The sequence below is a fragment of the Caulobacter sp. GW821-FHT09A05 genome, from assembly GCF_059418465.1.
In genome coordinates, this window is the sequence record NZ_JBWKPX010000017.1 from 22,382 (window position 1) to 43,643 (window position 21,262).

A 21,262-nucleotide genomic window follows, 5' to 3' on the forward strand; every position below is an offset into this window, starting at 1 on the left:
CCGCGCGTTCGACTCCGCATGCCCAGGTTCGTCACCATCGGTTACGGCGACAGGTCCGGCTACGAGCGGACGGCGAAGGCGGTGCGCGACGCGGCGCACGCGGCCGACGCCGGGCGGGTGCGCGCGGGCGACGTCATGGGCGTGGCCGGCAAGCCCGTGCAGGTGCGCAACCACGACGCCGCCCAGGTGGAGGTCACGCAAGGTCCGTTCCTGTCCGCCGACCTGCCCCTCGCCGGCTTCGCCCTGATCGAGGCGGCGGACCTGGACGCGGCGATCGAGATCGCGGCCCGCAGCCCCTGCGCGGTGGCGCAGGGCGTCGTCGAGGTCTGGCCCCTCGACCCGACGCCCGGGGTCGAGGGCTAGCTGCCGAAGCTATGAAGGCTGTCCGCCGGGCGATGGTGCGGAAAACGAACCCGGCGACGGGTCAGAGCTTATAGGAGAACATCACGATCGCCTCGGCTTTCTCGCGCGCGAGACGATGCGTCGTGATCTCTTCCGGCATCGCTCGCTGATACCACTTCGGAGGGCGGCAGGATGTTAGGCGACATCGGGCCGACCGCAATCAGACCCGATGAACGGCTGCAATGGGTGGCGAGCGGACCTCATGAGTTCCTGGTGGCGCTGCTCAGCGCAAGATCAAGTCCACGACCCTGCGGGCGTATTGCGCCTGGCTGGGGCCGCCTGGAGCAGGCGCCCTCAAGGGCTGGAGGACCAGAAGGGCGTAGAAGGCGTCGCAGGCGAGTTCCGTGTCGGCCACCTCCAACCTTGCGAAGATGGTCCGAACCAGGGCCTTCGCCCGGCCCAAACCTTCAGAGTGAAACCTGTCGGCAAGTTCCGGGAATTGCCTGGCCTCTCCCATGAGCAGGCGATCGATCAGCTGCGTGCCGGGATCACTGGCGGCGGCCAGGAAGGCTGCGCCTATCGAAACCAGAAAATCCTCTGCGGTCATGCCATCGGGCTGCAACGCTTCGATCGGTTCAAACTGATTTCGAATGTGGGCTGAAACCACGGCCTCAAGAAGCGCGGCCTTGTTGCCGTAGGCATAGGCCGTCCGCTTCGACATCCGAGCCCTGGAAATGATCGCATCCATGGTGGAGGAGGCGTAGCCGACTCGCAGGAACTCGGTCTTTGCAGCCTCAATCAGCCGTTTCGACCCGTCGGGGGCTCCTTTCGGAGGGCGACCGCGTTTGGCGGGGGCGGGGTTCTGAGAGGGACCGTCCATGGTATCGCCTTGCGCTCCAAGCCGCGTTGATAAAAGGTACTAAGTCGTACCTATAATGAACTCGGAGCGCTCACGTGACCCAAGACTTGCAGTGGCCGCAACGCGGCAACTTTGGATATCGCCCACTCGTCGGCCCCTATCTCTATGAACCTCGCCGGATGGTCGAGACCCGAGGCTATTTCGGCCTCAGCCTGGAGGCCGCCTTCCAGTACGGAACCGTCCGCGATGACGAGGGCCACATCTATTCGCTGACGCGCCGCTTCACCGTGAACCCGGCGAAGGGCGGGCGTGACACCCTGCTGGTGCAGTCGACGCGGAACGACGAAGGATGCTTGAGGTTCGACCCAGCCCTGTTCCAAGGCGCGGCGACTGGCAAGGGCGTCGTCATCGGGACTGAAGGAGAGACGGCCTATCGCCGAAGCCCAAAGGACGCCGACGGGCGCGCCTATGAGATCACCTATAGTCCAGGCGCCTACGCTTGGCGGGAAGAGGGCGTCATCGATCTCAAGGGCGTCCTCTGCGGCCCGGGGCTACAGTGGTATCTGCCCCAGTCCGACGCCGGCATCTACTACGTCTCGGCGATGTTCCAGGTTGAGGGCATGATCGGTGGACGTCCGGTCAAGGGCTTTGTCTGCGCTGACTTCACCTACATGGGCGATGACGCGGTGATGTACGGCCACGGCGACCCTCTCGCCGGCGACCACACGCACACCACCTGGTACACCTGGGGAACCCGTTATAAGGACGGGTCGTTTGAGGGCGGGCATTTCAGCGCCGGCCACGACAAATGGGGCTTCGCCCTGACCACGACGGACAAGGAGACCGTAACGGCCACGACCTCCGTCGATGCCGTGGTCCGGCCGGGAGCGGACCGAAACTTCCCCGAGGGGATCACCCTGCGGGTCGATGATCAGCTCTGGGAGTTCCTGCCTGATCCGCGTGGCAAGATGCCCGATTTCCTCGGCAAGTCTCAGCCCTCAACGCCCCAGAACGAAGGGCGCTGGCGGCGCGTTGGAGACACGCGTGAACCGGAGATCTATTGGGCCTGGGGCGAGATCAATCCCACCTACGGCGTCACCAAACGCCTGCGCTACAAGGTCTGACGACAAGGCGGCGGGATTATGCGGTCCGGTCGCCGCTTACGTCGGCTATGGTAAAAGCCGACTTCCTTTCTACCCCAGCCCAGCTTTCGGAACCCGCTTTTCGCCGCTGGCGGCGGGTCGGCGGTGAAAGCGGCCTTGACCGGGGCGCGCGGAGCGGGCTTTCAGGCCGGGACATGACGTTCCTTGCGCCTCCGCCCCGCCGCTCGTCGAGCGAGACCCCCGCCGCATGAGCCGGTTCGCCGCGTTCCCGCGCCTGATCGGCGCCGGCTGGGCCCTGGTCCGGGCCGACGCCCTGGTCCCGCGCGAGCTGGAGCCGGTTCTGCCGCCTTCGGCGCGGCTGGCCGGTCGCGCCTTGCGGCTGTTCGCCGGCGGGGCGGCCCGCAAGGGCCGGCCGGGCGAGCGCCTGGCGCGGGTGCTGGAGCGCGAGGGGCCGGCGGCCATCAAGATGGGCCAGTTCCTGTCGACCCGGGCCGACATCTTCGGGACCGCGTTCGCCGAGGACCTGTCGCACCTGAAGGACCGCCTGCCCGCCTTCCCGCTCGAGGTCGCCAAGGCCGAGATCGCGCGCGGCCTGGGCCGGCCGCTCGACACCCTCTACGCCAGCTTCGAGGCCTCGATCGCCGCCGCCTCCCTGGCCCAGGCCCATTCGGCCACCCTGCTGGACGGGACCCGCGTGGCGGTCAAGGTGCTGCGGCCCGGCGTCGAGCGCCAGGTCGCCCGCGACAGCGCCGCCCTGCGCCTGGCCGCCGCCCTGGCCGAGCGCTGGGTTCCCGCCGCCCGCCGCCTGCGGCCGCGCGAGTTCGTCGAGGTCGTGATCCGGGCCCTGGACCTGGAACTGGACCTGCGGTTCGAGGCGGCCGGCTGCGCGGAGCTGGGCGAGGCCATGAAGGTCGATCCCTACATGCGCGCGCCGGAGGTGGTGTGGGACGGGGTCGGCAAGCGGTTCCTGACCCTGACCTGGGCGCCGGGCCTGGCGCTGTCCGACCCCGCCGCCCTGGAGCAGCCGGGCCTGGACCGCAAGGCCCTGGCCGAGGCCGTGACGCGTGGCTTCCTGGCCCAGGCCCTGGACCACGGCCTGTTCCACGCCGACCTGCACGAGGGCAACCTGTTCGTCAGCGCCCCGATTCAAGGAGAGGGGCCCTCGATCGTCGCGGTCGACTACGGCATCCTGGGGCGCCTCGGCCCGGCCGAGCGCAAGTACCTGGCCGAGATCCTGTACGGCTTCCTCAATCGCGACTATCCGCGCGTCGCGGCGGTGCATTTCGACGCCGGCTACGTGCCCGCCCACCAGGATCGCGACGCCTTCGCCCAGGCCCTGCGGGCGGTGGGCGAGCCGGTGTTCGGCCGCGACGCCAGCGGCGTGTCTATGGGCAAGCTGCTGGCCCAGCTGTTCGAGATCACCGCCCTGTTCGACATGGCCCTGCGGCCGGAACTGGTGCTGCTGCAGAAGACCATGGTCACGGTCGAGGGCGTGGCCCGCCGCATCGATCCGAGCCACGACCTGTGGGCGGCCGCCGACCCTGTGGTGCGCCGCTGGATCGCCCGCGAACTGTCGCCGGCCGCCAAGGTGCGCGACTTCGCCGATGAGGCCGTGCGCGCGATCCGCGCCCTGGCCCGCCTGGCCGAAGCGCCGGCGGCGCCCGCGGTCGCCATGGTCCAGCCGCGTCCCGCCCGGCCGCTGGTGTGGTTCCTGGCCGGCGCGGCGGTAGCGGGGCTGGCGTTCGCGGCCGGACTCTTCGCGGCGAGGATGGGGTTGGCCTAGGGTCCGGACTCAATTGGATCGTTGATTTTCAGTTGTCATCCCGGCCGAAGGTCCGCCTGGCGGACCGTAGAGCCGGGACCCAGGGGCGAGCGCATTGCGCCGGCCCCTGGGTCCCGGACAAGCGCTACGCGCTTTCCGGGATGACAACGAATTACAGCGCTGATTTCGCTTGGGTATCACCGACACGCAATTGAGGACGGACCCTAGGGACCCCTCCCGGCGGACGCTGGTCACCCAGGGCGGCGCGGGATGCCCAAGCCCGTGAAACGAGCCCGTCAGAGCGGCGTCTGGCCCGCCGTCCAACGGCGTCACCCTCCCACCGTTACTCGGCCGGCGCCTTCCCTCCCCTCCTCTCCCCTCCGGGCGCGGGCGTCCGTCCATGGATCGCCGACGTCGGAAGCTGTCGTTCCGGACGGAGCAAGGCGAAGACGCAGGGCCACCACAAGCGCCGAGTCCTCGCATCGATCCCGGATCTTCGCGCCGCGCGCTCGTCCGGGATGACAGCCGTCTTGGCTAGGTGACGGCCCCGCTTCCGGTAGACGGATCGGAACGCCCAGACCCTCGGCAAGCTCGCCCAGGGGCGTTGCGCACCGCCCCTGGGTCCCGGTCGCCCGTCAGGCCGACCGGGCTGACGAGGCGAGCCGGCGCCGTCGCGCCCTGCCCTCGCCCCGGCGCCTTCCCCCAGGCGCGCTTGTGGGAAACGCCTTAGCTGTCGGTGCTGGCCGGTCGATCCCGCGCCGCCGCCGTCCGTCGGGATTGGCCCGTCTTCTGGGCCGCCCAGTAGGCCGCGCCATCGTCGGGCTTGAACATGGTGCGCGGCGCGCCGGCCCGGGTGACCACCGCGAAGACGTTGTCCTTGGGGTCGTAGATCAGGGTGTCGCCATTGGCGCGCGTCAGGGTCTGCGCGCCGGCCGGCGGGTGGGCGACGAAGGCGTGGGTCTTGCGGACATAGTCGTCGACATCGGCGGCGGCGAACGCGGCGCCATAGCGCTCGAAGCCCCGCTGGGCGTTCTCCTCGGCCGTCCGCGTGCGGTTGGCGGCCCACATCGGCTTGCCCGCCACCTTGCGGACCGGGGCGTCACGCGGGTCGGGCCGGGTCGACGCGCTGTCATAGGCCCCGCCGCCATAAGACGGGGTGTCGCGATCGGACGCCGGCTGCGCGGCCGCCACGTCGCCCGCCTTGGGCGCCTTCACCGCGGAGGCGCCGCCGTCGCAGGCGGCGACCCCCAAGGCCAGACCTAAGGCCGCGAAGGCCGGGAACCAGGGCGCGGACCGTACCGTCATGATCGATCTCCGAACATTTCCTCTACTTTTGAGAGTAAGAACGAAGACGGAACGGATGTCGAGTCCCCGTTAAGGTTTTTTGCGCATGGGGGCTTACGCTGGACGCCGCGTCGCTCTATGCGCCTTGGGGCGAAACCCGCCGGAGGCCGATGACATGACCGACTCCACCACCCCCAGGCGGGTTCTCCTGATCGTCGGCGGCGGGATCGCCGCCTACAAGGCGCTGGAGCTGACGCGCCTGCTGCGCAAGGCCGGCGTGGGCGTGCGACCGATCCTGACCCGATCGGGCGCCGAGTTCGTCACGCCCCTGACCCTGTCGGCCCTCGCCGAGGACAAGGTCTACGCCGAGCTGTTCTCGCTGACCGACGAGGCCGAGATGGGCCATATCGAGCTGTCGCGCTCGGCCGACCTGGTGGTGGTGGCCCCGGCCACCGCCGACCTGATCGCCAAGGCCGCCCACGGCCTGGCCGGCGACCTGGCTTCGACCACCTTGCTGGCGACGGACAAGCCCGTGCTGATGGCCCCGGCCATGAACGTGCGGATGTGGCTGCACCCGGCGACCCAGCGCAACCTGGCGACCCTGAAGGCCGACGGCGTGCTGTTCGTCGGCCCCGACGAGGGGGCCATGGCCTGCGGCGAATTCGGCCCGGGCCGCCTGGCCGAGCCGCCCGTGATCTTCGAGGCGATCATGGCGGCGCTGGAGGGGCCCGCCGCGAAACCGCTGGCCGGCAGGCACGCCCTGATCACCGCCGGCCCGACCTTCGAGCCGATCGACCCGGTCAGGGGGATCACCAACCGCTCCAGCGGCCGCCAGGGCTACGCCATCGCCGGGGCCCTGGCCAGGCTGGGAGCCCGGGTCACCCTGGTCAGCGGACCGGTCGCCCTGGCCACGCCCCTGGGCGTCGACCGGGTCGATGTCGAGACCGCGCGCGACATGCTGGCCGCCTGCCAGGCCGCCCTGCCCGCCGACGTCGGGGTGTTCGTGGCCGCGGTCGCCGACTGGCGCATCGACGAGGTGTTCGGGACCAAGCTGAAGAAGGAGAAGGGCGGGCCGCCGGCCCTGACCTTCGTCGAGAACCCCGACATCCTGGCGACCCTGGCCGCCTCCGGCCCGAAGCGTCCGAAACTGGTGATCGGCTTCGCGGCCGAGACCAACGACGTCGAGGCCCACGCCCGCGCCAAGCTGGCGCGCAAGGGCTGCGACTGGATCATCGCCAACGACGTCACCGAGCCCGGCGTGATGGGCGGCGACGAGAACGCCGTCCTGCTGATCTCCAAGGACAAGACCGAACGCTGGACGCGGGCCGCCAAGGAGTCCGTGGCCCACGACCTGGCCCAACGCATAGCCCAAAACCTGACAGCGAGCCTTTCATGACCACGCCGCACATTCCCGTCGTCCAGCTGGCCCACGCCCAGGGCCTGCCCCTGCCCGCCTACGAGACCAACGGCGCGGCCGGCATGGACCTGCGGGCGGCGGTGGCCGAAGACGCGCCCCTGGTGCTGAAGCCGGGCGCGCGGTTCATGGTCCCCACGGGCCTGGCCTTCGCCCTGCCGCTGGGTTTCGAGGCCCAGGTGCGGCCGCGCTCGGGCCTGGCCGCCAAGGCCGGGGTGACCTGCCTGAACACCCCCGGCACCATCGACAGCGACTATCGCGGCGAGGTGAAGGTGATCCTGATCAATCTGGGCGAGGAGGACTTCACCATCCGCCGCGGCGACCGCATCGCCCAGCTGGTGATCGCCCCGGTGGTCCAGGCCTCGTGGGGCCTGACCACCAGCCTGGACGAAACGGCGCGCGGCGCGGGCGGCTTCGGCTCGACCGGCGCGAAATAGCGGGAGGAGGGCGCGGCGGCGACCCGCGCCCGCGCCTTCAGCCCCTGTGCAAGACGGGCGACATCGCGAGATAGCCGCCGAACCCGGTCGCGAAGGCGGCGGCCGCCAGCCAGAGCATGGGACGAAGCATCGAAAGCGGGCCGTGGGCGTCCATGGGCGGCTCCTGAGCGACAGCGCGGAGCGGGAGCGCTCCGGACCTGGGAGATACGCGCGCCAAGCGTCTCGGTTGCGCCGACGCGGAAAGATCAAGACGCGATTCGCGCTGGGCGCGAAACCTCGCGGCGGACACGTCTGGCGTTCCGCGCGGCATGATGACGCGAACCTTGAGTTTTGGCTCCGCATCCGGTTGATTTCTGGACGGATGCGTCCATTTATCCCTTGCCCGAGGCGAAGGTCCGATATATCGCCCCGGTCCATCGGGTTGATTTCGGGATCCTCACGTCCATGACCGCCGCCTCGAAGAAGAAGCTTGTTCCCCTGATCGTCGGCGGCGTGGCCGTCGTGGCGCTGGTCATCGGCGGCGGGCTGTGGTTCGTCGACAAGCAGCGCTACGAAAGCACCGACAACGCCTTCGTCCAGGCCGACACCGTGCAGGTCAGCCCGCAGGTCTCCGGCTATGTCGCGCAGGTGCTGGTGGCCGACAACCAGCGCGTCGAGGCCGGCCAGGTCGTCGCCCGCATCGATCCCGCCCCGCTGCAGGCCAAGCTGGACCAGGCGATCGCCAACGCCGAGGCCCTGGAAGCCGCCATCAAGGGCGTCGACGACAAGGCCGTCCTAGAGCAGGCGATGATCGCCCAGCGCGCCGCCGGCGTGGCCAGCGCCCAGGCCGACCAGGGCCGCGCCAAGGCCGACCTCGTCCGCTACGACGCCCTGGCCAGGCAGGGCTGGGTCTCGACCCAGAAGGTCCAGACCACCCAGGCCAGCGCCGCCCAGTCGGCCGCCGCCGTCCAGAGCGCCCAGGCGGCCCTGGAGGCCGAGCGCCGCACCGCCCAGTCCCTGGGCTCGGCCCGCGCCCAGACGGTGGCCCAGGCCGCCGCCGCCCGCGCCGCCGTTGAGCAGGCCCGCATCGACCTGGACCGCACCGTGATCCGCGCCCCCGCCGCCGGCGTGGTCGGGGCCCGCGCCGTGCGCCCCGGCCAGCTGGTCCAGCCGGGCGTGGCCCTGATGTCGATCGTCCCGGTCGGCCAGGGCTATATCGTCGCCAACTTCAAGGAGACCCAGGTCGCCCGCCTGCGCGTGGGCCAGCCGGTCGAGATCAAGGCCGACGCCTTCGGCAAGAGCGTGATCCACGGCAGGCTGGACAGCTTCGCCCCGGCCACCGGCCAGGAGTTCGCCCTGATCCCGGTCGAGAACGCCGTGGGCAACTTCACCAAGATCACCCAGCGCCTGCCGGTGAAGATCCTGGTCGACAGGTCGCCACTGGGCTCGGCCCTGCGTCCCGGCCTGTCGGTCGACGTCAAGGTCGACGTCCGCGACCGCTCGGGCCCGACCTTCGCCGAGGCCGGCCTGCCCAACGCGGCTCAGTACGCCCAGCAGGGCCAGGCGCGCTAGGGCGCGGTCCGGGATCGCCGCCATGACCGACGCCGCCCTTCCCGCCCAGTCCGCGCCAGCCGCCGCCAAGCCGGCGGCCCCGCCTTCTTCGACTCAAGAGGTCGAATGGGGCAAGCTGCTCCTCGGCTTCGGGGCCATGGTCATCGGCCAGTTCATGGCCATCCTCGACATCCAGATCGTGGCGGCCTCGCTGCCGCAGATCCAGGCCGGGGTGGGCGCCAGCGCCGACCAGGTCAGCTGGATCCAGACCGCCTATCTGATCCCAGAGGTCGTGATGATCCCGTTGTCGGGATACCTGTCGCGGCTGTGGGGCACCCAGCGCGTCTACCTGATCTCGTGCGCCGGCTTCATGATCATGAGCGTGCTGACGGGCCTGTCCTCGTCGATCGACATGATGATCATCACCCGGGCCCTGCAGGGCTTCATCGGCGGGGCGATGATCCCGACGGTGTTCGCCGTGGCCTTCACGGCCTTCCCGCCCGAACGGCGCGTGACGGCCAGCGTGATCATGGGCCTGATCGTCACCCTGGCCCCGACCGTCGGTCCCACCCTGGGCGGCCACCTGACCGAATGGCTCAGCTGGCGCTGGCTGTTCTTCATCAACGTGCCGACGGGCCTGGTCGTGCTGTTCGGCGTGGCGCGCTGGGGCCAGTTCGACAAGGGCGATCCCAGCCTGGCCAAGGGCTTCGACTGGTTTGGCCTGGCGGTGATGGCCACCTTCCTGATGAGCATGCAGTTCGTGCTGGAGGAAGGCTCCAAGGACGGCTGGTTCGAGGACAGCGGCATCCTGGGCCTGACCGTGCTGGCCTGCGTCACCGGCGTTGTCTTCATCTGGCGCTCGCTCAGCTACCGCAACCCGATCGTCGAGCTGCGCGCCTTCGCCAACCGCAACTTCTCGATCGGCGTGGTCATGACGGCCGTGTCGGGGGCCAGCCTGTTCGGCGGCACCTTCCTGCTGCCGCAGTTCCTGGGCCGGGTGCGGCACTATTCGGCCTCGGAAGTCGGCACCACCATGGTGGTGTCGGGCCTGTCGATGTTCGCCACCGGCCCGATCGCCGGCCGGCTGGTGCGCCAGATGGACCCGCGGATCCCGATGTTCATCGGCTTCATGCTGGCGGGTTTTGGCATGTACATGGCCCATGGCGTGACCAAGGACTGGGGGTTCTGGGAGTTCGCCGGGGTCCAGGCCTGCCGGGGCGTGGGGGTGATGATCGCGATGATCGCCACCCAGCAGGTGACGATGAGCACCCTGCCCCCACACATGGTCAAGAACGCCTCGGGCCTGGTGAACCTGTCGCGCAACACCGGCGGGGCGGTCGGCCTGGCCCTGCTGGCCACGACGATCACCAACCAGACGGCCCTCTACTACATGGGCCTGTCGGACGAGCTGAGCCAGGGCGACGCCCGGATCGCCGGCATGATGCAGGGCCTGGCCGCCCGCATGGCCCAGCTGGGCGTCACGGATCCCGACGGCGCCGCGCGCAAGGCGATCGGCGGCATGCTGAGCCAGCAGGCCACGGTGCTGGCCTTCGGCGACAGCTTCACCCTGCTGGCCTATGGCTGTTTCGCCGCCGCCGTGGTCTCGCTGCTGGCCAGGCCGGCCAGGAACGCCCCTCCCCCGCCTTCGGACGCCCACTGATGCCCAGAGCCGCCCATGCCTAGAGTCGCCGGACAGATCGACGTCGCCAAGACCGAGGCCATTCTCGACGCCGCCGTCGAGGTGATCGGCCAGCGCGGCCTGGGCGCGCCGATGGAGGCCATCGCCAAGCGGGCGGGCGTCTCCAAGCAGACGGTCTACAACCACTACGGCTCCAAGGCCGAGCTGGTCCGGGCCCTGATGGCCCGGCGCGTGGCGGCGATCACCGCCCCGCTGCGCGAGCCCGGCGCGATCGACAATCCCGGCGAGGCGCTGGAGGCCTACGCCCGCTCGATGCTGGAGACGGTGACCACCACCAAGAGCTATTCGATCCTGCGGGTGATCATCCAGGGCGCGGGCGAAATGCCCGACGTCGCCCAGGAGGTGTTCGAGGCCGGGCCGCGCCAGGCCCGCCGCCAGCTGGCCGCCTTCCTGGAGATGGAGACCCAGCTCGGCCGCCTGAAGGTCGAGGACTTCGATCAGGCGGCCGAGTTCTTCTCGGGCATGGTCATGGGCCACAGCCAGCTGCGGGCCCTGCTGCGCCTGCCGTCCGACAAGACGGCGGCGGAGTTCGACGGCGTCGCCCGCGAGGCCGCCCGGCGCTTCATGCGGGCCTACGCGCCGTAGGCGCGCTCTAAATGTTTGAATCTAGAGCCTGTTCATCGGGATCAGATGATTCCATCTGATCCCGACAGGCTCTAGGCTTCCGCCTCGTCGGGCATACCCATCATGTGGAAGCCGGCGTCGACGTGCACGACCTCGCCGGTCGTCGAACGGCCCAGGTCGGAGACCAGCCACAGCGCCGCGCCGGCGACGCCTTCCATCGAGGTGTCCTCCTTCATGGCGCTGAAGGCCCGGCCCTGGGCGATCATGCCGCGGCCGCCGGCGATGCCGGCCAGGGCCAGGGTGCGCATGGCGCCGGCCGAGATGGCGTTGCAGCGGATACCCTTGGGCCCCAGGTCGCGGGCGATGTAGCGGGTCGCCGCTTCCAGGGCCGCCTTGGCCACGCCCATGGTGTTGTAGTTCGGGATGGTCCGCTCCGACCCCAGATAGGTCATGGTGATCAGCGAGCCGCCGTTGGGCATGATCCTGGCCGCGCGCTTGGCGACGTCGACGAAGCTGAAGGCCGAGATGTTCAGGGCCGTCAGGAAGCCCTCGCGGGTGGTGTTGTCGACGAACGAGCCCTTCAGCTCGTCCTTGTTGGCGAAGGCCACCGAGTGGACCACGAAATCGATCGTCCCGAACTTCGCCTCGATGGCGGCGAAGGCGGCGTCCATCGAGGCGTCGTCGGTGACGTCGGCCGGGACCAGGGTGGTGACGCCGATGCTCTCGGCCAGCGGCCGCACGCGGCGCTCCAGGGCCTCGCCCTGGTAGGTGAAGATCATCTCGGCGCCCTGGGCGGCGAGCTGAGACGCGATGCCCCAGGCGATGGAGTTGTGGTTGGCCACGCCCATGACGAGGCCCTTCTTGCCTCGCATCAGCTCGCCCTTGGGGAATGCGTAATCGTCGGCCATGGCTTGGCTCTCCTGGAATCCTTGAGCGCTAGCTAGCAGGACCCATCGCGCCGTGGAACCCCGCGCCTAGCTGACGCGGACCGACCGCAGCATGGTCCGGCCGATGAAGCCGGCCAGGGCCCGGACGCTCACGGGGGCCCGCTTGCCGTCCCGGCGCGGCCAGACCCAGCCTCCGGTCCTCAGGTTCGAGGGCAGCCGAAGATACAGCCTGCCCCGCTCGGCGTCGGAGTAGCGCGGCGTGAAATAGAGGCAGTTTTCGAAATAATAGTGGGCCACCAGCGAGCGGCGGGTAGCTCCCTCGCGCGCGATGGCCAGGCCGCCGTGCGCCAGATTGGCGGCCCAGACCAGGGCCTGGCCCTTTTTCAGCAGCGCCAGCCGAGGCTCGCCGTCCAGCGTCCGCGCGAAGGCCGGTTCGTAGTGGCTTTCGTATTCCTCGGCCGTCGGCGCGCGGTCGGTGATCCCGGCCTCGCGCATGTCCAGCACGGGCCGGCGATGACTGCCGGGGTGGAAAAACAGCGGCCCGGCGTCGGCGGCGACGTCCTCCAGGGCGAACCAGACCCCGCACATGAACCTTTGCGGTTCGCTGTGGAAGTGTATCGCGTCGCTGTGGGCCTTCTGCTCGCTGCCCCGGTGGAAATTCAAGGTCTGGAAGGCGAACGGTTCGCGGCCATAGGCCAGGCGGAGCCTGTCTTCGACGATCGGCAGGGTCGAAAGCGCGCGTACCGCCGGCGACCGGCGCCAGGCGTCCTGGGCGCGGCGCGCGCCACCGGCGAAGTATGTCTCGGTCTCGGCGATCACCTGGTCGCAAAGCGCCAATCCCTCGGGACCCAGGTCTATGACGGCGGCGCCGTCGCGGTGCAGATCAGTCACGAAACGGCGCTGGACCTCGTCGGTCCCGACGGTCGCGAGATAGGCCTCGACCCGGTCGCTCTCGGCCCAGGGAACCTCGGCCTCATCCTCGAAACACATCGTCTGACGCCCCACGCGACTACGAGGGCCTCATAGCCACGATCGATCGGAGAAATCAACCTGAGGTTTCGATTTATGCCCAAGCTATGTGATCGTCAGACCATCGGCGGCCAGGCCCGCCGCATGACGCGCGTGCAGCGCGTGATAGGCCCGCTCCAAGGTTCGGGCGAAGACCACGGGGTCGAAGACCGCGGAGGCTCGCGCGGCCTCGGACAGCCTGCGTCTTAAGGGCCCCAGCGCGGACGGATCCCCGGCCCAGCGGATCGCCTCGGCGACATAGGACCTGACGTCGGGCGCGATCAGCTCGGGCAGGCCCAGGGCGGTCAGCAGGCTGGCGCCCACCCGGCTGGCGAAGCCCTTTCCCGGGAGGGTCAGCAGCGGAACCCCCATCCGCAGGGCGTCGCTGGCGGTGGTGTGCGCGCCATAAGGCCAGGTGTCGAGCATCAGGTCGGCCAGGCCCTGGCGCGCCAGGTGGTCGGCGTGCGGGACGGGCGCGGCGAAGATCAGCCGGCCGGGAGCGATCCCCGCCCTTCCCGCCTCGGCCCGCAGGTTGGCGACGACGCCTGGCGAGCCTTCATAGAGCCAGAGCACCGCGCCGGGCGCGCCCGCCAGGATCGCCATCCAGGCGGTGAAGGTCTCCGGGGTGATCTTGGCGGGGTTGTTCAGGCAGGCGAACACGAAGGCGTCGTCCGGCAGGCCGGCGTCCGCGCGGCGGGCCGTCGCTTCGAAGACCGCCAGGGCGTCGTTGGGCTGGTAGAGCGGCAGGCGAACCACCGCCTCGCTCCAATCGCCCTCCGCCCCGGGCGGCGCCACCACCGCGTCGGCGATCGCGTAGTCGACATAGGGCGCCGCCAAGGTCCCGGGATAGCCCAGCCAGCTGACCTGGACCGGCGCGGCGCGATGGGCCAGGATTCCCGGCCGGCCGTCCTGGGTATAGCCCTTCAGGTCCACGACGATGTCGACGCCCAGCGCCCGGGCCAGGGCCGCGACGGCGTCGTCGGACATCCGGCGCACGTCGATCCGGCGCTCGAACGCCGCGTCGATCCGCTCGCGCAGGGCGCCCCCCAGGTCGGGGCCGTACGACAGGGCCAGGATCTCGAACCGTTGGCGATCGTGGGCCTCCAGCAGGCCGGCCATCAACCGCGCGGTGGCGTGGTCGTGCAGGTCGGCCGACAGATAGGCGACGCGGATCCGCTGGCCCGGCGGGCGCGGCGGCCAGACGGGCGCGGGCGCGGCGGGCGGGGCCGCCAGGCCGGCGGCGACCCGATGCAGGGCCGGGTCGTCGAAGGCCGACAGGGCCGCGAACGGGCCGATAGCGGCTCGCCCCGCCGCCAGCTCGGCGCGGATCGCCGTCAGCAGGGCCGCGTCGTCGCGCCAGTCGCAGACCTGGCGGCGGGCGTGCAGCAGGTCGCCCAGGGCGCGGGGATGGCGGGGATCCAGGGCGACGACCCGCTCCAGGTCGCGCGCCGCCTCGACCGCCCGGCCCAGCAGCATCAGCAGGGCGGCGCGGTTGGCCAGGGCCTGGGGGTGGTCCGGCGCGGCGGCGCAGGCCTTGTCGTGGGCGGCCAGGGCCTGGTCGAACCGTTCCAGGTCCGACAGCGCCACGCCGCGGTTGCACAGGGCGTCGACAAAGCCGGGCGAAGCGGCCAGGGCCTGGTCATAGGCCGCCAGGGCCTCGGCCGGACGGCCCAGGCGGCGCAGCGCCACGCCCCGGGCGTTCAGCACCGTCGGATTGGCGGGATCGCGGGCCAGGGCCGCGTCGCTGGCCGCCAGGGCCTCGTCATCGCGGCCGAGCACGACCAGGGCGGCGGCCCGAGCCGCCAACACGCCGGCGCGGACCGGATCCAGCGCCAGGGCCCGGTCCAGGGCGGCCAGGGCCAAGGCCGCCTCGCCCAGGGCCAGGCGCGCCGCGCCCAGCACGTGCCAGGCCTCGACGGAGCCCGGATCGTCGGCCACCACGCGTTCGCACAACGCCGCGGCCTGGGGCGTGCGGCCGGCGCGGAAGAGATCGTAGGCCTGGCGGGCGGTCATCGGGACCCGGGGAGCCCTCCGCGCCGGATCAGTCGGCCTTGCTGAAGATCAGCGTGCCGTTGGTGCCGCCGAACCCGAAGCTGTTGGACATCACCGTGGTCAGCGGCTTGTCCGAGCGCTCCAGCAGGATCGGCAGGTCGGCGAACTCGGGGTCGAGGTTTTCGATGTTCGCGCTCTGGGCGGCGAAGCCGTTGTCGAGCATCAGGATCGAATAGATCGCCTCCTGCGCCCCCGCCGCGCCCAGGCTGTGGCCGGTCAGCGACTTGGTCGAGGAGATCAGCGGGGCCTTGTCGCCGAACACGTCGCGGACCGCGCCCATCTCCTTGCTGTCGCCGACCGGTGTGGAGGTGCCGTGCGGGTTCAGATAGTCGATGGTCCGGCCGCCGGCCTCGGCCATGGCGATCTTCATGCAGCGCGCCGCGCCCTCGCCCGACGGGGCGACCATGTCGTAGCCGTCGGAATTGGCCGCGTAGCCGACCAGTTCGCCGTAGATCCTGGCTCCCCGCGCCTTGGCGTGCTCGTACTCTTCAAGAACGACAATTCCAGCCCCGCCGGCGATCACGAAGCCGTCGCGGTCCTTGTCGTAGGCGCGGCTGGCCACGGCCGGGCGGTCGTTGAAGTTGCTGCTCATCGCGCCCATGGCGTCGAACAGGTTGGACAGGGTCCAGTCCAGCTCCTCGCAGCCGCCGGCGAAGACGATGTCCTGCTTGCCCATCTGGATCTGTTCGGCGCCCGCCCCGATGCAGTGGGCGCTGGTCGCGCAGGCCGAGCTGATCGAATAGTTGATCCCGCGGATCTTGAACCAGGTCGACAGCACCGCCGACGGGCCCGAGCACATCGCCTTGGGCACCGCGAACGGGCCGATCCGCTTGGGACCCTTTTCCTTGGTGGTGACCGCCGCCTCGGCGATCACCCGCGTCGACGGGCCGCCCGAGCCGACGATCAGGCCGGTTCGCTCATGGGAGATCTGCGAGTCTTCGAGACCCGAATCCGCGATCGCCTGTTCCATGGCGATGTGGGCGTAGGCCATGCCGGGCGCCAGGAAGCGCGCGGCGCGGCGGTCGACCAGGGACTCCCATTCGATCTTGGGCGCGGCATGGACCTGGCAACGAAAGCCCAGCTCGGCGTATTCCGGCGCGGAGACCACGCCCGACTTGGCTTCACGCAGTGAGGCGAGCACCTCATTGGCGTTGTTGCCGATGGACGAGACGATCCCCAGTCCGGTGACGACGACGCGACGCATGAACAATCCTCTTTTCTTCCCCGTGGTCCAGAAGGGGCGGCTCTGGACGGCCGCCCTACAGGTGGATCAAGACGCCATTTGGTCCGCGGTGAACAGACCGACCTTCAGGTCCTTGGCTTCGTAGATGGGCTTGCCGTCGGCCTCCACCACGCCGTCGGCGATGCCCATGACCAGCTTGCGCATGATCACGCGCTTGAGATCGATCTTGTAGGTGACCCTCTTCACGTCCGGCGTGACCTGGCCGGTGAACTTCACCTCGCCCACGCCCAGGGCGCGGCCGCGGCCGGGGGCGCCCGACCAGCCCAGGAAGAAGCCGACCAGCTGCCACATGGCGTCCAGGCCCAGGCAGCCGGGCATGACGGGGTCGCCGATGAAGTGGCAGGCGAAGAACCAGAGGTCGGGATTGATGTCGAACTCGGCCTCGACATAGCCCTTGCCGTACTTGCCGCCCTCGGACTCGATGCGGACGATGCGATCGAACATCAGCATCGGAGGCACGGGCAGCTGGGCGTTGCCGGGGCCGAACATCTCGCCGCGGCCACAGGCCAGAAGCTCGTCGAAGGTGTAGGAACTTTGTTGCATGGCCTCGCCCTAGCACGGCGGCGGGCCGCGCCTCAATGTTACTTTCGGTAACGCCCGTGAACGGCAACCGCTGCAAAGGGACGAAAACCGCCTATTCCTTGCACTGCACCTCAGGCGCCGCGCCCCAGATCTCGGCCTGCGGGGCCCAACCTGACTCGCCATCGGCCTTCAGCTTGCACCAGCCTTTCTCGCAACGGTCGAGATTGGCGGTCGCGCGACCGGCCAGATAGGCTTCGACCCGGGCGTCGGCCTTGGGCTGGGCCCTCAGGGGCAGGGGCGTCGCCTGGACCCGCATGGCGGTGCGGCGGCCGTCGGTGGTGCGCTTGTGCACCCAGGCCAGGTTGCCCTCCGGATCGCAGATCCGGCGCCACTCGCGGGTTTCGGCCACCACCTGCACCGGCAGGCCCTTGACCTTGTAGATCCACAGCAGCCGGTGCGCCTCGTCGGGCCCGACGCGCGCGTTCACCTCGCCGTATTTCAGCGACACGTAGCGTGGCACCTCCATGCCCGACGGCGTGATCTTCGGCGCCTGGGCCCAGGCGCCGCCGCCAAGACTCGCCCAGCCGAGCACGACGAAGGCCAGGGCGCCGCGCGAACGATGTTTGCAATTCGTCGGCATGTTGCTTGGCCGCATGGGGCCCCTTTGCTACAGATTTCAAACACCCGCTGGGAAACACCCAATTGGGGAAGGCTTTTCGAACCGCTCATGTCAGCTCGCAAGCTCAAAGTCATCGTCACCCGCAAACTCCCCGATCCGGTGGAGACGCGGATGTGCGAGCTGTTCGACACCCAGCTGAACGTCACCGACAAACCCTTGACGGCCGATGAACTGGTCGAGGCCATGAACCAGGCCGACGTGCTGGTGCCCACCATCACCGACCGCATCGACGGCCGCCTGCTGTCGCGATCCGGCGACCGGCTCAAGCTGATCGCCAATTTCGGCGCCGGCGTCGACAATATCGACGTCGCCACCGCCAACGCCCGCGGCATCATCGTCACCAACACCCCCGGCGTGCTGACCGAGGACACCGCCGACCTGACCATGACCCTGATCATGGCCGCCTCGCGCCGGGTGGTCGAAGGCGCCGAGGTGGTCAAGGCCGGCGGCTTCCACGGCTGGTCGCCGACCTGGATGCTGGGCCGGCGCCTGTGGGGCAAGCGCCTGGGGATCATCGGCATGGGCCGCATCGGCCAGGCCGTGGCCCGCCGCGCCAAGGCCTTCGGCATGCAGGTCCACTACCACAACCGCAAGCCAGTCAGCCCGCGCATCGCCGAAGAGGTCGGGGCCACCTACTGGGAAAGCCTGGACCAGATGCTGGCCCGGATGGACATCATCTCGGTCAACTGCCCGCACACCCCGGCCACCTACCACCTGCTGTCGGCCCGCCGGCTCAAGCTGCTGCGCCCTCAGAGCATCATCGTCAACACCGCCCGCGGCGAGGTGATCGACGAAGGCGCCCTGGCCAACATGCTGGCGCGCGGCGAGATCGCCGGGGCGGGGCTGGACGTCTACGAGCATGAGCCGGCCATCAATCCCAAGCTCCTGAAGCTGCCCAACGTCGTCCTGCTGCCCCACATGGGCTCGGCCACGGTCGAGGGCCGCATCGACATGGGCGAGAAGGTCATCGTCAACGTCAAGACCTTCATGGACGGCCACCGCCCGCCGGACCGGGTGATCCCGTCGATGCTGTAGGCGACACAAGCTTGACCTTGACGTGCCGATGCGCTGACTTCGCGGAGGTTGTGTCGGGAAGCCTCAAGTATGATTTCGCGTCGTCGAGCCATGGCGGGCGCCCTGGCGTCTCCGTTGTTCCTGCAAGCGGCCTGGTCGCGAGCCGCCGGAACGGACGCCCCGGCCTCGCCGCCGACCATTGATGACTTCCTCAGGCCGTCGATCGATCGCGACGTCGCCCTTTCGCCTGACGGCAAGCAGATCGCCATCCTCTCGGCCCGCACCGAAGGCCAGAAGACGATCGCCTCCGTCACGATCATGGACGCCGACAATCCCGAAAAGACGGCGGTCGTCCAGATCGGCGAACTGGATGTCGAAACGGTCGCTTGGGCCAACGACCAGCGCCTGCTGATCCGGATTCGCTACGATCTCGCGCCCAAGCGCCGGGACGCGGCGACAGGGACGCTGCTGCCGCCCAAGCCGGATTCGAACAAGATCTCCGTGCGACGGATCTTCGCGATCGACACCGATGGACGACGCGGCGTCATGCTGTTCAAGGACGGCCTTTTCGATGCGGATTACATCTATGACCTCAGCATCGTGGTCGACAGCCTGCCCGACGACCCACGTCACATCCTGATGCACGCCTGGCAACCGACCACCGGCGTGGCGATCCTGTGCAAGGTCGATGCCGACACCGGCGCAGCCGAGATCGTCGAGCGCGGCACGGCCAGGACCTGGAAGTGGCTGACCCAGAACGGCGTGCCGGTGGTCCGCTACGACATCAACCCTCGCGGCACCGTCACCACCCTCTATCTTCGCGCGCCCGGCGCCGCCGACTGGACCTTCTTCCGCAAGCTGCGGCGCGACGACTGGACCAAGCAGGAATTCTGGCTGTTGGGGCCCGCCAAAGAGCCGGGCGTCATGCTGGTCTACGCCTATCTCGAGGGTCAGGACGTTCTGGCGGTCCGCAAGTTCGACCTGCGGACCATGGCCCTGGGCGACGTGGTGGCCAGCCGTCCTGGCCGCGACATCGAGAATGTCGTCGTCGCCCCGGATGGGCGTGTGCTGGGCAGCCGCTACGTCGACGACCGCACGGCCTATCAGTTCGTCGATCCCAAGATGACCGCCCACTTCCGGGGCCTGAACAAGTATCTGAACGACGCGTGCAACATCGACATCGTCGACGTCAGCCGCGACGCCAATCGCTATCTGACTCGAGTCACCGGGCCTCAGGAATCGGGTGCATTCTATTACTACGACAGCGCGGCCAAGCGTTTCGGCGGCATCGGCCAGTGCCGGCCCTGGCTGACCCGCCAGCGCCTGGCGCCGGTCGAAACCCTGTCGGTCAAGACGCGGGACGGCGCTGTCCTGACCGCCTACCTGACCGTGCCCCTGGCTTCAGGCCCACGCCCGCTGGTGGTCATGCCGCACGGCGGCCCGGAGTCGCGCGACCAGGTCGATTTCGACGACTTCGCCCAGGTCCTGGCCGCCCAGGGCTGGATGGTGCTGCAACCGAATTTCCGCGGCTCCAGCGGATACGGCAGGGCCTTCGCCAACGCCGGCAGGAAGCACTGGGGCGACCGCATGCAGGAAGACGTCGAGGACGCCCTCGCCCAGGTCATGGCGACCGGGCGGGTCGACAAGACCAAGGTCGCGATCTGCGGCGGCAGCTACGGCGGCTATGCGGCCCTGATGGGCGCCGTGCGCAACCCCGGCCTCTACAAGGCGGTGGTGTCGATCGCCGGCGACTCCGACCTGTTCGAGTCGATCGCCTTCGCCAAGTCGGAAGACGGGAAAGATTCCTCCTCCTACCTCTACTGGCTGGGCTCGATCGGCGATCCGGACACGGACCGGGCGATGATGGAAGCCGCCTCGCCCGCCCTGCACGCCGACAAGATCGCCGCGCCCGTGCTCCTGATCCATGGCCTCGATGACACGATCGTGGCTCCCAGGCAGTCGCGGATCATGGCCAAGGCTCTGCGCGACGCCGGAAAGCCTGTCGAACTGATCGAGATGAAAGGCGTCGGCCACCGTGACCTGCGGCCAGACAACTGGCGAGTCGTGTACGAACGATCCGTGGATCACATCGGCAAGGCGTTCAAGGCCTAGACCTTGCCGCCGCAGCTCGGGCACCCCGGGTCCGCGCCGATCCGCACCGTCCGCGTCTCCGCCGCCAGGGCGTCGTAGATCAGCAGGCGGCCGGCCAGGGTATGGCCGGCGCCGGTGATGGCCTTCACCGCCTCCAGGGCCATCATCGCGCCGATCACCCCGGCCAGGGCGCCGACCACCCCGACCAGGGCGCAGGTCTCGGCGTCGGGCGGGATCTCGGGGACCAGGCAGCGGTAGCAGGGCTGGCCCTGAAACACCCCGACCTGGCCGGTCCAGCGACCCAGGGCGCCGCTGACCAGGGTCTTGCCCTCCGCCAGGCAGGCGTCGCTGACAGCGAAGCGGGTGGCGAAGTCGTCCGTGCCGTCCAGCACCAGGTCATACCGCGATATGACCGCCCGGGCGTTGGTCTCGTTCAGCCATACCGGGTGGGTCTCGACCGTGAGGTGCGGGTTCAGGGCGGTCAGGTGCTCGGCGGCCGCCTCGACCTTGGGGCGGCCCGTGTCGGCGGTGGCGAACAGCACCTGGCGCTGCAGGTTGGACAGCGACACCGTGTCGGCGTCGGCCAGGCCCAGGGTCCCCACCCCCGCGGCGGCCAGGTAGAGGGCGGCGGGCGAGCCCAGCCCCCCCGTCCCGACCACCAGCACCCGCGCCGCCTTCAGCTTCTGCTGGCCCGGTCCGCCGATCTCGCGCAGCACCAGGTGGCGGGCGTAGCGTTCGACCTCGTCTGGCGAGAAGCTCACGGCGAAAACCT

At 69.7% G+C, this 21,262-nt stretch carries 20 protein-coding genes and 1 pseudogene; 11 read left to right on the forward strand and 10 right to left on the reverse strand.

Annotated elements, in window-relative coordinates; all coding sequences use genetic code 11:
• Positions 1 to 18 precede the first annotated feature (18 nt).
• Positions 19 to 363 carry a YciI family protein gene (locus AC07NX_RS16535; protein WP_494643255.1) on the forward strand — a complete coding sequence of 115 codons (345 nt, stop codon included), beginning with the start codon at positions 19 to 21 and terminating at the stop codon, positions 361 to 363.
• Between the two features lie 262 nt (positions 364 to 625).
• On the opposite strand, the gene AC07NX_RS16540 is transcribed toward AC07NX_RS16535, so the two are convergent.
• Positions 626 to 1,222: a TetR/AcrR family transcriptional regulator gene (locus tag AC07NX_RS16540; RefSeq protein ID WP_494643256.1), complete on the reverse strand. Its 597-nt coding sequence runs from the start codon at positions 1,220 to 1,222 to the stop codon at positions 626 to 628.
• Between the two features lie 74 nt (positions 1,223 to 1,296).
• On the opposite strand from AC07NX_RS16540, the gene AC07NX_RS16545 reads away from it, so the two are divergent.
• From AC07NX_RS16545 to AC07NX_RS16555, 3 genes and pseudogenes are all read left to right on the forward strand, one after another.
• Positions 1,297 to 2,325, forward strand: a complete 1,029-nt coding sequence (locus AC07NX_RS16545; RefSeq protein ID WP_494643257.1) for a hypothetical protein — start codon at positions 1,297 to 1,299, stop codon at positions 2,323 to 2,325.
• A 226-nt stretch (positions 2,326 to 2,551) separates the two neighbouring features.
• Positions 2,552 to 4,087, forward strand: coding sequence for a 2-polyprenylphenol 6-hydroxylase (gene ubiB / locus AC07NX_RS16550; protein WP_494643259.1), 1,536 nt, complete (start codon positions 2,552 to 2,554; stop codon positions 4,085 to 4,087).
• Between the two features lie 12 nt (positions 4,088 to 4,099).
• Positions 4,100 to 4,250 (forward strand): annotated as a pseudogene (locus AC07NX_RS16555) (hypothetical protein).
• A 542-nt stretch (positions 4,251 to 4,792) separates the two neighbouring features.
• Here the strand turns inward: AC07NX_RS16555 and AC07NX_RS16560 are convergent.
• A complete protein-coding gene (locus AC07NX_RS16560) occupies positions 4,793 to 5,371 on the reverse strand; it encodes a hypothetical protein (protein ID WP_494643260.1) in 579 nt (192 codons plus the stop codon).
• A gap of 154 nt (positions 5,372 to 5,525) precedes the next feature.
• Here AC07NX_RS16560 and coaBC point away from each other — a divergent pair, with 154 nt between their 5' ends.
• Positions 5,526 to 6,746 (forward strand): bifunctional phosphopantothenoylcysteine decarboxylase/phosphopantothenate--cysteine ligase CoaBC, encoded by a 1,221-nt coding sequence (gene coaBC, locus AC07NX_RS16565; RefSeq protein WP_494643262.1) that lies wholly within the window; start codon positions 5,526 to 5,528, stop codon positions 6,744 to 6,746.
• Positions 6,743 to 7,201 (forward strand): dUTP diphosphatase, encoded by a 459-nt coding sequence (gene dut, locus AC07NX_RS16570; protein WP_494643264.1) that lies wholly within the window; start codon positions 6,743 to 6,745, stop codon positions 7,199 to 7,201. The genes coaBC and dut overlap by 4 nt, the downstream gene beginning before the upstream one ends.
• A gap of 37 nt (positions 7,202 to 7,238) precedes the next feature.
• Here the strand turns inward: dut and AC07NX_RS16575 are convergent, their stop codons facing one another.
• Complete coding sequence (locus AC07NX_RS16575; RefSeq protein WP_494643265.1) at positions 7,239 to 7,355, reverse strand: hypothetical protein; 117 nt, start codon at positions 7,353 to 7,355, stop codon at positions 7,239 to 7,241.
• A gap of 290 nt (positions 7,356 to 7,645) precedes the next feature.
• Between AC07NX_RS16575 and AC07NX_RS16580 the strand changes: the two genes are divergently transcribed.
• Genes AC07NX_RS16580 through AC07NX_RS16590 form a run of 3 tightly spaced genes read left to right on the forward strand, consistent with a single transcriptional unit; the run spans position 7,646 to position 11,015 of the window.
• A complete protein-coding gene (locus tag AC07NX_RS16580; protein WP_494643266.1) occupies positions 7,646 to 8,752 on the forward strand; it encodes an HlyD family secretion protein in 1,107 nt (368 codons plus the stop codon).
• A 22-nt stretch (positions 8,753 to 8,774) separates the two neighbouring features.
• Entirely contained in the window at positions 8,775 to 10,391 is a 1,617-nt protein-coding gene (locus AC07NX_RS16585; RefSeq protein ID WP_494643267.1) for a DHA2 family efflux MFS transporter permease subunit, read from the forward strand.
• 15 nt (positions 10,392 to 10,406) lie between these two features.
• Positions 10,407 to 11,015 carry a TetR/AcrR family transcriptional regulator gene (locus tag AC07NX_RS16590; RefSeq protein WP_494643269.1) on the forward strand — a complete coding sequence of 203 codons (609 nt, stop codon included), beginning with the start codon at positions 10,407 to 10,409 and terminating at the stop codon, positions 11,013 to 11,015.
• A gap of 71 nt (positions 11,016 to 11,086) precedes the next feature.
• On the opposite strand, the gene AC07NX_RS16595 is transcribed toward AC07NX_RS16590, so the two are convergent.
• From AC07NX_RS16595 to AC07NX_RS16620, 6 genes are all read right to left on the reverse strand, one after another.
• Positions 11,087 to 11,902 (reverse strand): enoyl-ACP reductase FabI, encoded by an 816-nt coding sequence (locus AC07NX_RS16595; RefSeq protein WP_035081178.1) that lies wholly within the window; start codon positions 11,900 to 11,902, stop codon positions 11,087 to 11,089.
• 66 nt (positions 11,903 to 11,968) lie between these two features.
• On the reverse strand, positions 11,969 to 12,871 hold the full coding sequence (locus tag AC07NX_RS16600; RefSeq protein WP_494643270.1) for a phytanoyl-CoA dioxygenase family protein: 903 nt from the start codon (positions 12,869 to 12,871) through the stop codon (positions 11,969 to 11,971).
• Between the two features lie 84 nt (positions 12,872 to 12,955).
• On the reverse strand, positions 12,956 to 14,902 hold the full coding sequence (locus tag AC07NX_RS16605) for a tetratricopeptide repeat protein (protein WP_494643271.1): 1,947 nt from the start codon (positions 14,900 to 14,902) through the stop codon (positions 12,956 to 12,958).
• Between the two features lie 28 nt (positions 14,903 to 14,930).
• Positions 14,931 to 16,145 carry a beta-ketoacyl-ACP synthase I gene (gene fabB, locus AC07NX_RS16610; RefSeq protein ID WP_494643272.1) on the reverse strand — a complete coding sequence of 405 codons (1,215 nt, stop codon included), beginning with the start codon at positions 16,143 to 16,145 and terminating at the stop codon, positions 14,931 to 14,933.
• A 66-nt stretch (positions 16,146 to 16,211) separates the two neighbouring features.
• On the reverse strand, positions 16,212 to 16,727 hold the full coding sequence (fabA, locus tag AC07NX_RS16615; RefSeq protein WP_019848734.1) for a 3-hydroxyacyl-[acyl-carrier-protein] dehydratase FabA: 516 nt from the start codon (positions 16,725 to 16,727) through the stop codon (positions 16,212 to 16,214).
• A gap of 91 nt (positions 16,728 to 16,818) precedes the next feature.
• The gene (locus AC07NX_RS16620; protein WP_494643274.1) at positions 16,819 to 17,361 is read right to left on the reverse strand and encodes an SH3 domain-containing protein; all 543 of its coding nucleotides are present in this window, start codon (positions 17,359 to 17,361) and stop codon (positions 16,819 to 16,821) included.
• A 72-nt stretch (positions 17,362 to 17,433) separates the two neighbouring features.
• Between AC07NX_RS16620 and AC07NX_RS16625 the strand changes: the two genes are divergently transcribed.
• Positions 17,434 to 18,420, forward strand: coding sequence for a 2-hydroxyacid dehydrogenase (locus AC07NX_RS16625; protein ID WP_029589390.1), 987 nt, complete (start codon positions 17,434 to 17,436; stop codon positions 18,418 to 18,420).
• A 69-nt stretch (positions 18,421 to 18,489) separates the two neighbouring features.
• Positions 18,490 to 20,511: an alpha/beta hydrolase family protein gene (locus AC07NX_RS16630; protein WP_494643275.1), complete on the forward strand. Its 2,022-nt coding sequence runs from the start codon at positions 18,490 to 18,492 to the stop codon at positions 20,509 to 20,511.
• On the opposite strand, the gene AC07NX_RS16635 is transcribed toward AC07NX_RS16630, so the two are convergent.
• Entirely contained in the window at positions 20,508 to 21,251 is a 744-nt protein-coding gene (locus AC07NX_RS16635; protein ID WP_494643276.1) for a HesA/MoeB/ThiF family protein, read from the reverse strand. The genes AC07NX_RS16630 and AC07NX_RS16635 overlap by 4 nt on opposite strands.
• Positions 21,252 to 21,262: the final 11 nt, after the last annotated feature.

What these genes read in the sequence shown, in the direction of transcription:
- dut (WP_494643264.1), top strand. Translation starts at nt 6,743, where the DNA reads ATGACCACGCCGCACATTCCCGTCGTCCAGCTGGCCCACGCCCAGGGC.
- ubiB (WP_494643259.1), top strand. Translation starts at nt 2,552, where the DNA reads ATGAGCCGGTTCGCCGCGTTCCCGCGCCTGATCGGCGCCGGCTGGGCC.
- AC07NX_RS16630 (WP_494643275.1), top strand. Translation starts at nt 18,490, where the DNA reads ATGATTTCGCGTCGTCGAGCCATGGCGGGCGCCCTGGCGTCTCCGTTG.
- AC07NX_RS16580 (WP_494643266.1), top strand. Translation starts at nt 7,646, where the DNA reads ATGACCGCCGCCTCGAAGAAGAAGCTTGTTCCCCTGATCGTCGGCGGC.
- fabA (WP_019848734.1), bottom strand. Translation starts at nt 16,727, where the DNA reads ATGCAACAAAGTTCCTACACCTTCGACGAGCTTCTGGCCTGTGGCCGC.
- AC07NX_RS16540 (WP_494643256.1), bottom strand. Translation starts at nt 1,222, where the DNA reads ATGGACGGTCCCTCTCAGAACCCCGCCCCCGCCAAACGCGGTCGCCCT.
- fabB (WP_494643272.1), bottom strand. Translation starts at nt 16,145, where the DNA reads ATGCGTCGCGTCGTCGTCACCGGACTGGGGATCGTCTCGTCCATCGGC.
- AC07NX_RS16585 (WP_494643267.1), top strand. Translation starts at nt 8,775, where the DNA reads ATGACCGACGCCGCCCTTCCCGCCCAGTCCGCGCCAGCCGCCGCCAAG.
- AC07NX_RS16605 (WP_494643271.1), bottom strand. Translation starts at nt 14,902, where the DNA reads ATGACCGCCCGCCAGGCCTACGATCTCTTCCGCGCCGGCCGCACGCCC.
- AC07NX_RS16560 (WP_494643260.1), bottom strand. Translation starts at nt 5,371, where the DNA reads ATGACGGTACGGTCCGCGCCCTGGTTCCCGGCCTTCGCGGCCTTAGGT.
- AC07NX_RS16590 (WP_494643269.1), top strand. Translation starts at nt 10,407, where the DNA reads ATGCCTAGAGTCGCCGGACAGATCGACGTCGCCAAGACCGAGGCCATT.
- AC07NX_RS16575 (WP_494643265.1), bottom strand. Translation starts at nt 7,355, where the DNA reads ATGGACGCCCACGGCCCGCTTTCGATGCTTCGTCCCATGCTCTGGCTG.
- AC07NX_RS16595 (WP_035081178.1), bottom strand. Translation starts at nt 11,902, where the DNA reads ATGGCCGACGATTACGCATTCCCCAAGGGCGAGCTGATGCGAGGCAAG.
- AC07NX_RS16535 (WP_494643255.1), top strand. Translation starts at nt 19, where the DNA reads ATGCCCAGGTTCGTCACCATCGGTTACGGCGACAGGTCCGGCTACGAG.
- coaBC (WP_494643262.1), top strand. Translation starts at nt 5,526, where the DNA reads ATGACCGACTCCACCACCCCCAGGCGGGTTCTCCTGATCGTCGGCGGC.
- AC07NX_RS16620 (WP_494643274.1), bottom strand. Translation starts at nt 17,361, where the DNA reads ATGCGGCCAAGCAACATGCCGACGAATTGCAAACATCGTTCGCGCGGC.
- AC07NX_RS16625 (WP_029589390.1), top strand. Translation starts at nt 17,434, where the DNA reads ATGTCAGCTCGCAAGCTCAAAGTCATCGTCACCCGCAAACTCCCCGAT.
- AC07NX_RS16600 (WP_494643270.1), bottom strand. Translation starts at nt 12,871, where the DNA reads ATGTGTTTCGAGGATGAGGCCGAGGTTCCCTGGGCCGAGAGCGACCGG.